At 37.2% G+C, this 14,841-nt stretch carries 15 protein-coding genes; 4 read left to right on the plus strand and 11 right to left on the minus strand.

The features are described from left to right. Positions 1-122: 122 nt before the first annotated feature. A complete protein-coding gene (locus ACR30L_RS11555; protein ID WP_435234403.1) occupies positions 123-1,574 on the minus strand; it encodes an ATP-binding protein in 1,452 nt (483 codons plus the stop codon). A gap of 435 nt (positions 1,575-2,009) precedes the next feature. Between ACR30L_RS11555 and ACR30L_RS11560 the strand changes: the two genes are divergently transcribed. Continuing rightward, entirely contained in the window at positions 2,010-2,309 is a 300-nt protein-coding gene (locus ACR30L_RS11560) for a hypothetical protein (protein WP_435234404.1), read from the plus strand. 12 nt (positions 2,310-2,321) lie between these two features. Here ACR30L_RS11560 and ACR30L_RS11565 read toward each other — a convergent pair whose 3' ends face one another. Continuing rightward, positions 2,322-3,230, minus strand: coding sequence for a patatin-like phospholipase family protein (locus ACR30L_RS11565; protein ID WP_435234405.1), 909 nt, complete (start codon positions 3,228-3,230; stop codon positions 2,322-2,324). Positions 3,231-3,393: 163 nt separating this feature from the next. Here ACR30L_RS11565 and ACR30L_RS11570 point away from each other — a divergent pair, with 163 nt between their 5' ends. Then, on the plus strand, positions 3,394-4,047 hold the full coding sequence (locus ACR30L_RS11570) for a DUF2913 family protein (protein WP_435234406.1): 654 nt from the start codon (positions 3,394-3,396) through the stop codon (positions 4,045-4,047). A gap of 54 nt (positions 4,048-4,101) precedes the next feature. Here the strand turns inward: ACR30L_RS11570 and ACR30L_RS11575 are convergent, their stop codons facing one another. From ACR30L_RS11575 to ACR30L_RS11585, 3 genes are read right to left on the minus strand one after another with little or no spacing between them, the layout of a single operon-like run. After that, entirely contained in the window at positions 4,102-4,617 is a 516-nt protein-coding gene (locus ACR30L_RS11575) for an NUDIX hydrolase (RefSeq protein ID WP_435234407.1), read from the minus strand. A gap of 50 nt (positions 4,618-4,667) precedes the next feature. Beyond that, the gene (locus tag ACR30L_RS11580; RefSeq protein ID WP_435234408.1) at positions 4,668-5,369 is read right to left on the minus strand and encodes a tRNA (adenine(22)-N(1))-methyltransferase; all 702 of its coding nucleotides are present in this window, start codon (positions 5,367-5,369) and stop codon (positions 4,668-4,670) included. Positions 5,370-5,371: 2 nt separating this feature from the next. Beyond that, positions 5,372-7,546, minus strand: a complete 2,175-nt coding sequence (locus ACR30L_RS11585; protein WP_435234409.1) for a Tex family protein — start codon at positions 7,544-7,546, stop codon at positions 5,372-5,374. A 68-nt stretch (positions 7,547-7,614) separates the two neighbouring features. Between ACR30L_RS11585 and ACR30L_RS11590 the strand changes: the two genes are divergently transcribed. Then, on the plus strand, positions 7,615-8,589 hold the full coding sequence (locus ACR30L_RS11590; RefSeq protein WP_435234410.1) for a Gfo/Idh/MocA family protein: 975 nt from the start codon (positions 7,615-7,617) through the stop codon (positions 8,587-8,589). Positions 8,590-8,598: 9 nt separating this feature from the next. Here ACR30L_RS11590 and ACR30L_RS11595 read toward each other — a convergent pair whose 3' ends face one another. Beyond that, positions 8,599-9,780 carry an HD-GYP domain-containing protein gene (locus ACR30L_RS11595; protein ID WP_435234411.1) on the minus strand — a complete coding sequence of 394 codons (1,182 nt, stop codon included), beginning with the start codon at positions 9,778-9,780 and terminating at the stop codon, positions 8,599-8,601. A 52-nt stretch (positions 9,781-9,832) separates the two neighbouring features. Beyond that, on the minus strand, positions 9,833-10,168 hold the full coding sequence (locus ACR30L_RS11600; RefSeq protein ID WP_435234412.1) for a hypothetical protein: 336 nt from the start codon (positions 10,166-10,168) through the stop codon (positions 9,833-9,835). A 339-nt stretch (positions 10,169-10,507) separates the two neighbouring features. Between ACR30L_RS11600 and focA the strand changes: the two genes are divergently transcribed. Next, positions 10,508-12,001, plus strand: coding sequence for a formate transporter FocA (gene focA, locus ACR30L_RS11605; protein WP_435234413.1), 1,494 nt, complete (start codon positions 10,508-10,510; stop codon positions 11,999-12,001). 31 nt (positions 12,002-12,032) lie between these two features. Here the strand turns inward: focA and ACR30L_RS11610 are convergent, their stop codons facing one another. The 4 genes from ACR30L_RS11610 to ACR30L_RS11625 form a co-directional block, all read right to left on the minus strand. Beyond that, entirely contained in the window at positions 12,033-12,977 is a 945-nt protein-coding gene (locus ACR30L_RS11610; protein WP_435234414.1) for a LysR family transcriptional regulator, read from the minus strand. A 191-nt stretch (positions 12,978-13,168) separates the two neighbouring features. After that, positions 13,169-13,405, minus strand: a complete 237-nt coding sequence (locus tag ACR30L_RS11615; protein WP_435234415.1) for a hypothetical protein — start codon at positions 13,403-13,405, stop codon at positions 13,169-13,171. 371 nt (positions 13,406-13,776) lie between these two features. Further along, the gene (locus ACR30L_RS11620; RefSeq protein WP_435234416.1) at positions 13,777-14,376 is read right to left on the minus strand and encodes a thiol:disulfide interchange protein DsbA/DsbL; all 600 of its coding nucleotides are present in this window, start codon (positions 14,374-14,376) and stop codon (positions 13,777-13,779) included. Between the two features lie 85 nt (positions 14,377-14,461). Next, complete coding sequence (locus ACR30L_RS11625; RefSeq protein WP_435234417.1) at positions 14,462-14,731, minus strand: hypothetical protein; 270 nt, start codon at positions 14,729-14,731, stop codon at positions 14,462-14,464. Between the last annotated feature and the right edge of the window lie 110 nt (positions 14,732-14,841).

A 14,841-nucleotide genomic window follows, 5' to 3' on the forward strand; every position in this document is an offset into this window, starting at 1 on the left:
ATTCGTTACCTTGATCCGTTAATTTTAACATTCAATTAAAAGGTTGATAGGGATTCTTCGTTAATCAACAAGAATCCGATTGAACTTCATTATTTCAATACGTTATCAAACCATTAATTGAACTATTTAATTAAAGGCAAAGTAATAATAATCGCCAAGCCACCTTGTTTTCCATGACTTGCTGAAATTGTACCTTGATGCGCAGCAACAATATGAGCACAAATCGATAAACCAAGCCCTGTTCCTCCGGTTTTGCGATTACGAGAATCATCAACACGATAGAGATATTCAAAAAGGTTTTCTAAATGATGGGTCTCAACACCGATACCATTGTCTTCAACTTTTACGATCAACATTGTCTGGTTGCCAGAGTGATCCACTTCAGACGAAATCTTAACTAAGGTGGCTTGTGAATATTTAACACAGTTATTAATAATATTCTCAAATAACTGGCAAAGTCGCGTGCGGTCAGCAAACACCTCCGCTTGCTCCTTACTAATCGCAGTTTCTAAAGCAATCCCGGCATCGGATAAATAACTACGATATTTATCAACTTCCGAAGTCAGCCATTTATTGATAAATTCATTATTTTTTCGATAATGCATACCACCAATATCGGCACTGGTTAACTGATGCAAATCATCAATCAAATATTGCAAATGCTTAACCTCATCATTGGATGATTCGATGTTTTCTTTACTAAGAGGACGCACATTATCTAACATAGCTTCTAATTCACCACGTAAAATCGCCACGGGTGTCCGTAATTCATGTGAAATATTAGCAATCCAACGTTTACGCGCATTCTCATTTTCATCGAGGGTTAAGGCAAGTTCATTAAAATCTCGAATTAATTCCCCAAATTCATCTTTCCGACGTAGTACAATTTTTTGTTTATAGGTACCTTGGGTTAATTGATGCATGCCCTGGGCAATAAGGTTAATAGGACCAAGTACGTTGCGGGCAAGGGGCAGCGAAACCAAACCAACAAGAAATAGCGTGATTAATGCAAAAATCCACAGGTAACTCTCCTGCTGTTCAATAAAAGCTAATTCATATCCATCGAACACTTGATCACGTTTCGGCACCAATAAAAACCCAACGACTTCATCATCATCGGTTGTAATAGGTATTTGGTTATAATCATGCTGACTTCTATAGTGACCTACTACTAATTTTTTCTGACTATCAAGCACTGAATACCAAGGAGCCTGCCTATTTCTTTCGACCATTCTCTCGGTAAATAAAGGATCTAAACCATCGCGTGGATCATTAAAGCCCATGGGTGGGCGTCGATTATCCGGAGAGGGTTGCATAAACTGGCTACCGTTTAATTTCAAATACACGAGATCAGAAAATTTACGGTTTTTATTTTGGAAGGCAGACCAATCATCCGTCTTTTGATATGCCTCAGCAAGGGATTCAATCAGTGGCTCTAATGCTTGGCGCTCTTTCGTATTGACATAATCGATCATCCCTTTGCCAATACTCCATTGCATTAATAAAGCGGCGATAGTGACTAAAATCAGACTAAAGCTAAATAGAATTAAAAAGAATTTATTTTGAATCTTCATGGCAATCAGCCCTATAAAATATATACTCGCGCATTGTACATTACAAAATAAACATTTAATCATCATCGTAATATACTGTTGACACCTTGCATGTTTTTTGCACATTTAGTCTTTAAATTTACGCTAGAATTAATTAAAAAATTTGTTACACTGCTATCCTAGCTCTTTGAAATAGTTACCAATAAAACAATAGTATGATTAAACTATTTGCCTAAAACTATTTTTATACTACATTCTATGTAAGCACATATGTGATAGTGAAGCCTTAGCGTATTAAGGAAATAAATAGAAAACGATTTTATCTTAATGGGACAAAGTCTCATTTTTTAATGGTTAGCATAAATTTTAACAACGACTTTAATATGTTCTGTATATCGCTAATTAGCAAAATACAGTACTTTTCTATGCGGTATTTAATTTATTAAAGAGGCTTTCATGCAAAGACGATGGTATAACAAATATATTACACTCAGTAATAGGCTGACGGATTTCAAAGATATTGGTACTCATCAACAAGATATTCTGATTAAAGGGGTTATGTCATTAGTGACGGACTACGATCCCGATTTACTTACCTGCGATAAAGCCTGCGAATTTCCATTATCAGTTGATAGAAAACGTTGGTACGACCAAGACCCTTATATTTGGTTAATGTTTAATACACTGCAAATGGCCGATACGGTATTAATTAATTCGGTTACCCATTATTTAGATAGCGAAATGAAAAATAGTTAACACTTCATTTCGTTACATACCCTGCTCACTTTTGCTTGGTAAAACTTGCTGCGCCATTTTGTAACCCAACTCAATCATTTCCAGTGCCCGGTCAAATTCTAAGATACCACAGGCGTTTCGTGCAATTTCTATCACATAATCAGCAGGATAAGCAGCTAACTTTTGTCGGCTAATCACACTTTGCATCGCATCCAAGGCTTGATTTGCAACTTCCAATGCCCCCCATTCTGGTTCTTTTATCGGTAAATCTTCATGTTTAAAACTACTAATAAAATTCATTATTTTTTCATGAATAAATGTATCCCGCTTTAATAACGGATTAGTAACGGGTACCACGGGCGGTTGATTAGATAATATTTTTTGCCTCGCTCCTCCTAACCCAACCGCAATGGTTAAATTTGTTTGATCGCCAAAAACCGGTGCGATCGGAATTGGATTCAACACCCCTCCATCAATCAACATCGCGCCATTACGTATTACCGGTGTAAAAAATAACGGCATAGAAATAGACGCGCGTATTGCTTCAAATAATGAGCCAGAATTTATCCACACTTCTTTTTCATTTTCGATATCGGAAGCCACAGCTGTAAAGGAAAGTGGTAAATCTTCAATTTGTTGATCGCCTAATAACTCGACCAGGGTATGCATTATTTTCTCGCCACGGACAAAGCCATTGGAGCGCCAAGCAATGTCCATAAGAGAAATAATATCAATTTTATCAATTCCACAGACCCACTTTTCATACTTATCTAAATTGCCCGAAGCATAAACGCCACCAATTAATGCGCCAATTGAACTACCAGATATTGATGTTATCTGGTAATCATTTTCAATTAACCATTTAATCACGCCGATATGAGCAAGACCACGAGCGCCACCACTTCCGAGTACCAGTGAGACAGTTGTTTTTTTTCTATCCATATATTGGCCAATAACAATGCACTAAATTATTTACTATTTTATACCGATTTCATAAAGGATAAAATTTATATCCACAGTAAAAATAGATATTGCTTGTCCCGCCGTTTATTGCCTGCCATACTTTTAACCAGAAATTTATCGTTAATCTAAAAATCGGAATACTATGTCAATCTTCTCACAAGAAATTTACCAACTTACCTCGCTTGCTCTATCAGAATTAGATGCCTCTCAAGCCTCAGGTAGAACGATGCGAAATGTATTAAGTGAAGCACATTATCTAGGCGCTTGGGTAACAACGGCAATTAAAAAGAAACGCTTTGATAGTATCGTGCTAGCAACACTGCAGTTATGGCAGAAAAAAGCACGTAGCCTAGGTAAAAATGCGGGATTAAAGGAGCAATTCACTTATCTTCAAAAGTGTTACAACCGAATTTTAGATGAAAAGAAAGAAAGCCAAGCAATCAATATTGAACAGTTTACTGCGTTATATGCCGCGTTAACGGAACAACAATGGCTAGTTACAACTGATTTAGAAGTCGTCGATAAATTAAATCGTCACAGTGATGGTAAAGATTCATTGATTGTGTGTGCTACGCAAATCGAAAACTGCTTCGATGAACAAGGTGTATTAATCAAGCCCATTTCATTATATGTACGTGGCAATCAACAAACAGTTATTACACTGGCCTTTGAACAACACATTTTACTTCATAAGCAAACGGACTATAAATCAAAGGTGAAATATCATGGCGAGTTTGTGGTTTACCCTCATAATGATGGTAACTTCCTGCCAGAACTGCCAAAAGAACTAAATTAATTGTTGATGTTCGAGGCGTTTATATGCCAATAAACGCTTCGATACTTCATTTAATTACAGCAGGTCTTTAACGATCAACTTCAACAAAAATGTTTCACGTTCGATAGACATTCCTTTTTTATCACTGTTCGCGATTGTATGTTCATTATGTTTAATTGCATCGTAAATATTTAACCACACTACTTTCATTCCATTTTTTATCTCGTATGCTTCAAATTGAGTTTCACCTAATTCATTATCGATAGTGCACACATAACAATAGGATTTCATCTGCATAATATCGAAATCATCCTTATACCAAGGACGAAATTCTTCGTATAATCCAAATTCTCTTATATTTCTAATGTTTTTAGCCCCGGTTTCTTCCTGTAATTCACGAACAAATCCCTGCTCAAGATCTTCCCCCTTATCAACGCCACCACCGGGTAATGTGTAATCATGATAACGTTCGGTGTATAACATTAGAATCTGCTCACCTTGAAGAATAATCGCCCGTGTTGCCAAACGAAGAAAAGTAGGTCGATCTAGCGATTGAATATCTGGATGTACGGTTGATTTTAATAAACGCATATTTAATCAGTCTTATATTTTAAAAGGCGCGAAGCATAACATTTTTATCGTTATTCAACATCAGGTAACAGTCGTTGATATTGATTGATAATGTGACCTACTTGATTGTTAGGATTATTAGCAAGGCGTTGATAATGTGCAATCGTCTTATTGAGGTAATCAAGGTGTAATGCATTGTTAAAGTCCCACATTAACGATCCCGTTTCAGTTAATAAACGCGATGATAAGGTGGCGACATGTAATATTTCATAACCTCGGTTATTTTCAAATACCAGCGACTCATTCATTAGCCCAAATCGATGCTCAATAAGATATTCTCGCACTTTGTAATTATGATGAACGGGACACAAAATAAATTCAACGTGATAATCGACAGTGATCCAATGCAGTGAATCTAGCAATTGCATCATTAAGTCACCACCAATACCGGCAATAATAATAAGATGTGTATTTTCCGTTTTGTTTTGAGTGTATTGTGCAACCGGCAATGCCGCTGCATCGATACAATGAACTTGCCAATCTTCACGATTACCTTGCCAAAACTGCGTTAATGTTTGTTCTATTTTATCTAACAAATCAGGTACAACATCGACAAAATGAATGGTTTCTGCGCGCCGCTCATCAAGTAAAGACAACCCAAGGAGTCCATGATCACAACAGCAATCCCATATATGTGTATAAGGTGTCGTAATCAACGCTTTAATGTACTGTAAACGCTGACTTAATTTAATATTTTTATTCGTTGAATTCATGATTATAAACGCATGGTGAGGGCAATACGTTTCCGTTGTGCGTCAATCTCTTGTACTTTAACCTGTACAATCTGCCCGACTTTAACAACTTGAAAAGGATCACTGACAAATTTATTTGCTAGTTGAGAAATATGGACTAATCCATCCTGATGAACACCGATATCAACAAAAGCACCAAAACTGGTTACATTGGTGATAACGCCTTGCAAAAGAAGGTCCGGATATAGATCATCAATTTTATTGATACCACTTTTATAACGAACTGTTTGGAATGCTGGACGGGGATCTCGACCAGGTTTAATTAATTCATTAATAATATCTTTAATCGTTAATAGACCGAATTGTTGGTTAACAAACGTATTCTCGTTCAAACGAGTTAATAATGATGCGTTATTAATCAATTCAGATACTTTCTTATGCTGCTGCTTTGCCATTTCATTAACGAGTGCATAGGCTTCTGGATGCACGCCGGTGTTATCCAAAGGATTTTTACCTTCCGCAATACGTAAAAAACCTGCACACTGTTCAAAGGCTTTATCTCCGAGTCGTGCGACTTTTTTCAGGGTTTGACGTGAATTAAATAAACCATTCTCATCTCGATAAGCAACGATATTTTGTGCAATCGTTGTATTTAATCCAGCGATAAAGCTTAACAATGATGGAGAAGCTGTATTTAAATCTACCCCAACAGCATTAACGCAGTCTTCAACGACGGCTTGCAATCGTTTACTCAGTTGGCCTTGATTTAAATCATGTTGATAGAGACCGACACCAATCGCTTGCGCATCTATCTTAACAAGTTCTGCAAGGGGGTCTTGAAGACGACGTGCAATTGAAATGGCGCCTCGAATCACTACATCGAGATCGGGAAATTCCTGTGACGCTAATTCCGAGGCAGAATACACCGAGGCCCCTGCTTCACTAACAATTAAATGGGTAATATCAAGTGAGTTGTTATTAACACAGTCCCGTATAAAGGCTTCTGATTCTCGCGAGGCGGTACCATTACCAATTGCAATCAAGTCGACTTTATATTTATTAATTAAATTAACTAATATTGATTCTGCCTGATCTATTTTAGATACCGGTTGATGTGGGTAAATGGTGGCATAATCAAGTAGTTTACCGGTTGCGTCAATAACAGCAACTTTACACCCAGTCCGAAACCCCGGATCTAAGCCTAAAACAACCTTACGCCCTGCTGGCGCAGCCATTAATAAGTCCTTTAAGTTACCGGCAAAAACCTCGATCGCACTAGTATGTGCAGTTTCTTTTAAACTTGCGATTAACTGACTTTCAAGCGTGGCGAGTAATTTTGTTTTCCAAGATTTACTAATCACTTCTCGCCGCCAGCTATTTACCGAGACGCCATTTAATGAGAACCCCATATGATTCGCCATAATAGTTTCACAATGGGAGGTCTTAATCGATTTATCTTGCCTCGGATCCGGGTCAAGTTTAAGCCTTAATAACCCTTCACTTTTACCACGTAATATCGCTAAAAAACGATGGGGCGCAATGCGATTCACTCTTTCGCTATAATCAAAATAATCCTTAAATTTACTGGCTTCAGCCTGTTTACTTTTAACAACAGTCGCAGTGAAACTCGCATTATTAGTCAGATGAATACGCAACTTATCTAATAAGATAGGATCACTATTAAAACGCTCACTTAATATCGCTAACGCCCCTTCCAATACTGTTTTGATATCGGAAAAACCTTTCTTTGAATTAATAAAAGATTTTGCTAAAACGGCTTGATCTGCATCGTCATTAAACCAAAGCTTATCGGCTAGGGGCTCAAGTCCGGCCTCGATTGCCACATCACCTTTACTAACTCGTTTGCTTTTATAGGGAGCATAAAGCAATTCAAGTTCCGTTTTACTCATACAAACTTGGATCTGTTTTTCCAGCGAAACCGATAATTTTCCCTGCTCTTTGATATTTTTTAATACGGTCGTTCGTCTCACCGCTAATTCACGTAAATAAAGTAATCGCGTTTCTAATTTACGGAGTTGCACATCATCCAGCCCTTCCGTCGCTTCTTTACGGTATCGCGCGATAAAAGGCACGGTATTGCCCTGGTCATACAATGAGATAAACGCATTTACCTGCTTTCCTGTAATTGATAATTCGGTGGATAGTGTGTCTTTTATTAATTGGCTAGCTGTATTCATAGTCTATTTTACTGCTTGTTTTATCTGATAATTTCTACATACTATATCATCAGCAGAGGAGTTTTTAGATGATCAATTTTGCAGTCATTGGCAGTAACTGGATAAGTGAAAAATTTATTAACGCAACCCATGTAGAAAATCACCTTCAATTGGTGGCTGTGTATTCACGTTCTATCGATACGGCACAGGATTTTGCGACTAAATTTGCGGTCGACAACGCCTATGATAATTTACAATCATTGGCGGATAATCCCGAAGTGCATGCCGTTTATATTGCGAGCCCAAATTCTCTTCACTTTGAACAGTCACTTTTTATGCTGCAACAGGGTAAACATGTTATTTGTGAAAAACCCTTAGCTTCAACCGGCAAACAAGTTGCACAACTTTATCAAGCAGCACGTGATAATAATGTCATTTTGTTCGAAGGATATATGACCGCGCATTTACCCAATTTTATGCAGGTAAATAATAACCTTGCTCAATTAGGCCAACTACGAAAAGCCCATTTAAGTTACTGTCAGTATTCATCCCGCTACCAAAAATATCTCGATGGTGAAAATCCAAATACCTTTAATCCTGCCTTTTCTAATGGCTCAATTATGGATATTGGTTATTACTGTGTCGCATTTTGCGTAAGCTTATTTGGCAAACCCACACAAATCCAAGCTTCTGCTACTTTACTTGATTCGGGCGTCGATGGTTGCGGCAGCGTATTACTTGGTTATGATGGATTTTCAGTGACAATCGACCACTCCAAAATAAGTAATTCCGTATTGCCAAGTGAGATTCAGGGGGAAGCAGGCAGTATTGTTATTAAACAATTGAACACCTGTGATGCAGTTTCTATTTACACACCGAATAAAACTGATTTAACAGTCGTGCAACACGCAAACAGTATGGTGTATGAAGTTGCCTCTTTTGCTAAGCAAATAACGCAACAAAGAATGGATCCAACGGCAGTATTACGTTCACAACAAACGGCTGATATTATTACAGAAATTAGACGTTTAACCGGCGTAATATTTCCAGCCGATCAGCAATAATAACTGAATCTAGATTTGAATATCCCACTTAACATAGGATTCAACGCTCATTATTTTAATCTTGGGATGTTCAGTTAAATTGATAGTTTGGTTCTGAATCACTTTACCAGTTTTTGCATGGCGCAATATCTGTACTTCAGGTTTCAACATATTATCATGTATATCAACCACTTTCGCTAAAAAACCATTATTTAAAAGTACTAAACTGCCCGGCGGATAAATACCAACCGATTGAATAAATTTTTGAACAAGCTCTGGGTTAAAGTGTGTACCACTCCACTTTAATAACAGTTTTAACACCTCCGAAGGCTCTTTGCCTACGTGGTAACACCTATCTGCAGTCAGTGCATCGTAAACATCGGTAATCGCTGACATTTGACCATAAAGGCTAATCGCATTGCCTTTTAATCCATGGGGGTAACCATTGCCATCAAATTTTTCATGATGTTGACCTGCCACATCAAGCGCAATCTGCGATAACCCTTTTGTTTTCTGTAAAATATTATGGCTATCTACCACATGCCTTTTCATAATAACAAATTCTTCAGCAGTTAATTTCCCTGGCTTATTAAGGATTTCAGGGGGAGTTAATGTCTTGCCAATATCATGTAACAAGCCACCAATACCCACTTCATTAATAATTTTATTTGATAAGCCAAGCCCTTTTGCAAAGGCCATCATTAACACTGAAATACTCACAGAATGTTCGAAGGTATATTTATCCATCACACGAATACGAGATAACCCCAATAATGCATTCTGATTACGTAAAACCGAAGCACTCATTTTATTAATAACGGGATTTACCTGTTCCAATTCAATATTTTGACCCATTTTAACATGCGCCATCATTTCAGTGATGAACTCGCCCGCTTCAGCAAAAGCTACTTTAGCCTGACGAAGCTCCTGTTGTGCAGAAATAGTTCCTGTGGATTGTTGTTCGGTTACTTCAGGTTGAATGGGGGTGATAGGACGAGTAGCTTGTTTGACCTTTTTAGTCTCCGATACATCCAATCCTTTAGCTGTATCGATTTCAATGACTTTGACCCCCGCAGCAATCATTTTACGAATATCATTTTCATTTTCGAGTTTAAAACGATTTAATGCAAAGGGATGATTTAGCCATCCACATTTTAAATCATTGATATACATACCTTTACGTAATTGCGTTACTTTCACTTTTTTTAACATAAAGACCCTATTGTCTTGCAATCAATTACAACACTATTAGTGTAAAACATCATTATCGGCCAAAAAATTGATTAACAATTGCTTCAAGGTTATTGTCTAATTCATCTTCAAAATCAGATAAATTTTCATCAAAAAGACCTAAGTACTGTTTTACTTTGCTTTCTGGCATTTTTTTTCCTGCTATTTGGAATTCCATTTCAGCTAAAGATTTATCAAACCGGGGAATGATGGACCAAGTTATATAAGGTTTCGCCGAGGCTTGTAATTGGATTTGAGCAAATTCACAGAACTCTTGAATATAATTTTTCCCTTCAGGGCCGAGCGATCCCGGTTCCATCCTAAAAAGAACTAATAGTTTTTTATGTTCGGGAATATCAATTACCGTCATTTATTACCTTAATTACGATCTGTTAATAGTATATTAATACTTGTCATTATAGATGGTTAGCAATATTTTCCATAATCAAAGTTCACACCCTGTGCTTTTAGGCATTATTTATGCTCAAACCACCCTTTATTCAATTAAATTGAATCTCTCTATTTATATTATCAATTATTATTAAGTATATTTTTCCGTTATTGTTTGTGGGTCTTCTGAGCGAGGTCAGGGATAACATCATTCATTTAACACCATAAAACTTTTCTTTATGTCCGCCTAAGAAAAGTAACGTGTTGAAAAATTATATAGTCAATTAATTTAGAGGCGTGATTAATCACGATACACATTATGGATCTTAGTAATAATCATCCAATTACACTGGTCAATGCAAACCATGACCACAGTTCGGCCGAGGATAGTGTAGTTAAGCAAGTAGAAGAATATGGCTACCACAAAGTAGACAAATCTTTTGCCAAATCTTTCTCACTAGCAATTTATGCTGGTGCATTTATCGCTATCGCATTTGTATTTTACATCACAGTCACAACCGGTGCAGGTGACGCACCTTGGGGTGTGGTTCGCTTCGCTGGTGGCCTCGCATTTAGTTTAGGTTTAATTTTAGTGGTTGTATGCGATGGTCAGCTCTTTACCAGTACCGTACTTAGTACCGTCGGTTGGGCACAAGGTCGTTTTTCAACGGGTGAACTAATCAAGTGTTGGGGCCGAGTCTACGCAGGTAACTTCGTCGGGGCTATGATTATGTTGACTTTAGTCGTCGTTGCTCAAATGCACTTACTAGACGGTGGCGAATGGGGAATTAGTGCGCTTAAACTTGCACATCATAAAATAGAGCATAATTGGGCACAAGCCTTTGCACTCGGCATTTTATGTAACTTATTAGTCTGTTTAGGTACTTGGATGACATTCACCAGTAAGGATGTACTCACTAAATCAGTCCTATTAATTTTACCGGTTGCAATGTTTGTTAGTAGTGGTTTTGAACATAGTATCGCCAATATGTTTATGGTTCCACTTGGCCTTGCGATTAAAGCATTGAGCGATCCATCATTCTATATTGCACACGGCCTTACGGCTGCAGAATTTTCAGATTTAACGCTATCTAACTTTATCTTCCATAACTTAATTCCTGTAACACTGGGCAACATCGTTGGTGGTGGTGTATTTGTAGGATTAGGCTACTGGCTAATTGAAAATGAAGGCAAAGAAAAAAGCACAACATTACCAACAACAGTAACAACCAATTTGACACACAACGACAGTCAACCGTTAACAACCTTTGGAGAAACCCTTATTATGAAAAGCGCACTCGATAAATTATTAGTAAAAGACATCATGGATACGGCTCCACTTGTACTCACTAAAGAACAAAATATTTACCAAGCTCTATCATTACTAGATGAACACCAAATCACAGCGGCACCGATTGTTGATCAAACTCAACACTTAATTGGCTTTGTTTCTCAACAGGATATTTTAAGATTGCTATGGTCTGAAGAATACTCAGCGGAACTGGCTTACACCGTCGGCCATGCAATGCAAACTGAAATTTTGACCGTTGATGCTGCAGAGCCTGCAACAGCACTACTTGAATTTATGGTTGTCGATAAAGAAAAATTATTCCCAGTAAATGATAGCGGTGTATTAACCAGTCGTATTTACCAAAGCTACGAAGAACGCTTAAAATCAGCGTCAACTAACAACCCGTCTGTTTATCCTGTTATTGAAGATGGCAAACTCTGCGGTATTATTACACGCCGCCAACTAAGCAGCTTAATCGTTAAAGAATATGCACCGCATTCAAAAGCAATTGATGCAGCGTAAATGACAATCAGTTAACGTCATTATTAACGGTTTACTTTTGTGAAAGTTGAAGCAAATTAACCTTTGCTTCATCTTTCACTCTTTCGTTATTAATCATTAATCGCCGTGCTTCCGCTAAGATACAATCACGCAATGGATTATCACCGCTATCCTTTCTCCACACAAAAGACAAGCTACGTTTCATATCAAACTCAGGCGTTGGCAGAATAACTAATTGCCCATTTTCCACTTCTTTAGCAACGTCTAAATAGGGCAAGCACCCAAGGTAAAAGCCATTTTCAACCATGCTTTTCAATACCGGTACGCTCTCGTAGACTTTCCAGACTTTGATATTATCAATAAGCCCATGAATAGCCCCATCGAAGATACGTCGGGTACCCGACCCCACTTCTCGTAAAACCCAATTTGCTTGTTCTAACTGGGCTAGGTTAACGCTTTCTGAATTAGCAAAGGGATGATGTGGATTGGTAAATACAACTAGGTGGTCATCAATTAATTTCTTCTGATTGATACGGCTATCATCATTACGCCCTTCAACAATTCCCATATCACATTGATGATTAAGTAAGCATTGAATAACATGCTCGGTATTTTCAACTTTAATGCTAATGCGTAGCTCTGGAAAATCTGAATCAACCTGGCTAATTAATTTCGGTAGGATATGCTCCGCAGCAGTTTGGCTCGCATACAAGCTAAAATTGCCACTGATCATACGTTGATCATGCAAGCCCATTTGAATATGTTCAGCATCCTGTAGCAAACGTTTTGCTTTAGGACGTAACCATCGCCCCCAATGGCTTAAGGTTAAACGATTTCCCTGACGAATAAATAATGGGCGATCTAAGACATTTTCAAACTGCGAAAGAGACATACTAACAGCCGACTGCGTCATCGATAACTGCCGAGCAGCTGCACTCACACTTTCTTGATTGGCAACTGCATCAAATACAGCTAATTGTTTCAGCGAAAATTTCATTAATATTTCCCATATAATAAATATTTTATCCGTATCAATTTAATTGATACTCACTTTATTAAGGATAATACCTGCAATTTACAACTTAAACAAAAGGAGTTAAACACAATATTGACTTCAATCAATCCCTAAACAGTTCCACCATTCTTATAGGTTTTATGCCCTCCCCTAGAACATCATGATTGTTAGGGTTATTCAATAATCGCCCTATTATCATATTGTTTTTTAGCTTTAAAACAAAAAACTAGCCCTAAGCCAATGGGATAAATACACATCAAACGATCGATACCAACAAGATACATAAGCGCTTCTTTACCGCCTATTGAAGGTACCTCACCAAATATCGCCATGTAAATTCCCAATAGCACACTCAAAATGCCTAATAATCCAAGTGCTAACACACTTTTAAATCTAAAAATACAACTCATAATTTCCTCGTTTTATTGCTAGGTGGGTCATCGGATTAATTCGCAGATAGACTCTGTTATGCACGTCAATGACCTTCTATTTTTAGTGCTTCTAATACAATCACTTGCCATACAACAAACAACGCAATTGATCAGATGAGATCACCGTAGCACTTTCAAATAGCATCAATAGTGATTTATGTCGAAAATACATTAAATTTCAGCGCAATCATTAGCAACAAATAACAGTAAACAGAGATTAAGACTAAAAATAAGAGCATTAAAAGTATGATAATAGATACAGAAGATGAGAAAAATGGAAGTTTAGACAGTGCGATAATGGAGAATAAATACACTGATAGTGCTGCCACTATCAGTGTATTATTTTTTATTTATTTAGCTAATAAATACTTTACGAGTTCAATGTATTCAGCGGTAGATTTTACACTACCTGCAGTGACAAGGTAGATACCATTAACCACAACACTAGGCACGCTTCGTAATCCTGCATTTTTAAATGATTTATCAAAACGGCTTTGCATTGAACTTACGATAAAGCTATTAAAAGCCGCATCGAATTCAGTACCATCAACACCATTTTTAACGAAAAAATCATGCATTTGTTTTTCATTGCGTGGCGCTTTTTTCAATTCATGGATCTGGTAAAACATAGCAGGAATCAGGTCATCTTCAACATCTAATACTTTCATTGTTGCATAAGCTTTCGCCATTGATACTCCCATATTCCCTCCCATAAATGAAACATGAATTTTTTCAAAATCAGTTCCTTCAGGCAGTCCTTTCTTTACTTCATCGATCATTGGTTCGAAGTTATAACAATGCGGGCAATAAAATGAAAAATACTCCGTTACGGAAGGTTTATCGGATTGTTGTGAGCCAATCACTCGGTAATTAACCCCTTTTTTAAAGTCAGCGGCCTGTGCAACGGTGCTTAGTAGTAAAACAGTTAATAGTGTAAATAGTTTTTTCATAGGTATTTTCTCAAATAGAATTTATATTATTAATTTATAGTCAGCCTATACCGAATAGTATTTGCTGCTTAGGTAACACAATGATTTATAATATAGTTCTAATAGGAGGTCTTTCAATACGTTCAGTAAAGGCAAAGGTTTTCACATTTTGTTTCTTTTTAATAAGTACCAAAGAAGTAACTAAATGGTTGGAAAACTCCGTTAATAAAATTGCAGGGAAGAGAGTTAGTAGATTAATAGAGCTAGCACAGGAACTGGTTGGTACGGGTTTAGTTAATTCATTACAGGCGACTTGTTCTTTAAGACTGTGTGCTAATTTATGCTTTGATTTACATTCCTGGAGCGTCATTTTCATTACGCTTTGGTTTTTATCTGTGAATATACTATAGGTGAAATTATTTGCAGAGGCAACTGTAAAGACAGATGTCAATAAAGTCACTAACAATAACTTACAAATTAAGACAT

Source organism: Psychromonas saccharinae (assembly GCF_051201515.1).
Taxonomy (GTDB): Bacteria; Pseudomonadota; Gammaproteobacteria; order Enterobacterales; family Psychromonadaceae; genus Psychromonas.

Bases quoted from the DNA above. Each gene is read 5' to 3' on its own strand.
- ACR30L_RS11555 (WP_435234403.1), bottom strand. From the start codon at position 1,574: ATGAAGATTCAAAATAAATTCTTTTTAATTCTATTTAGCTTTAGTCTG.
- ACR30L_RS11560 (WP_435234404.1), top strand. From the start codon at position 2,010: ATGCAAAGACGATGGTATAACAAATATATTACACTCAGTAATAGGCTG.
- ACR30L_RS11565 (WP_435234405.1), bottom strand. From the start codon at position 3,230: ATGGATAGAAAAAAAACAACTGTCTCACTGGTACTCGGAAGTGGTGGC.
- ACR30L_RS11570 (WP_435234406.1), top strand. From the start codon at position 3,394: ATGTCAATCTTCTCACAAGAAATTTACCAACTTACCTCGCTTGCTCTA.
- ACR30L_RS11575 (WP_435234407.1), bottom strand. From the start codon at position 4,617: ATGCGTTTATTAAAATCAACCGTACATCCAGATATTCAATCGCTAGAT.
- ACR30L_RS11580 (WP_435234408.1), bottom strand. From the start codon at position 5,369: ATGAATTCAACGAATAAAAATATTAAATTAAGTCAGCGTTTACAGTAC.
- ACR30L_RS11585 (WP_435234409.1), bottom strand. From the start codon at position 7,546: ATGAATACAGCTAGCCAATTAATAAAAGACACACTATCCACCGAATTA.
- ACR30L_RS11590 (WP_435234410.1), top strand. From the start codon at position 7,615: ATGATCAATTTTGCAGTCATTGGCAGTAACTGGATAAGTGAAAAATTT.
- ACR30L_RS11595 (WP_435234411.1), bottom strand. From the start codon at position 9,780: ATGTTAAAAAAAGTGAAAGTAACGCAATTACGTAAAGGTATGTATATC.
- ACR30L_RS11600 (WP_435234412.1), bottom strand. From the start codon at position 10,168: ATGACGGTAATTGATATTCCCGAACATAAAAAACTATTAGTTCTTTTT.
- focA (WP_435234413.1), top strand. From the start codon at position 10,508: ATGGATCTTAGTAATAATCATCCAATTACACTGGTCAATGCAAACCAT.
- ACR30L_RS11610 (WP_435234414.1), bottom strand. From the start codon at position 12,977: ATGAAATTTTCGCTGAAACAATTAGCTGTATTTGATGCAGTTGCCAAT.
- ACR30L_RS11615 (WP_435234415.1), bottom strand. From the start codon at position 13,405: ATGAGTTGTATTTTTAGATTTAAAAGTGTGTTAGCACTTGGATTATTA.
- ACR30L_RS11620 (WP_435234416.1), bottom strand. From the start codon at position 14,376: ATGAAAAAACTATTTACACTATTAACTGTTTTACTACTAAGCACCGTT.
- ACR30L_RS11625 (WP_435234417.1), bottom strand. From the start codon at position 14,731: ATGAAAATGACGCTCCAGGAATGTAAATCAAAGCATAAATTAGCACAC.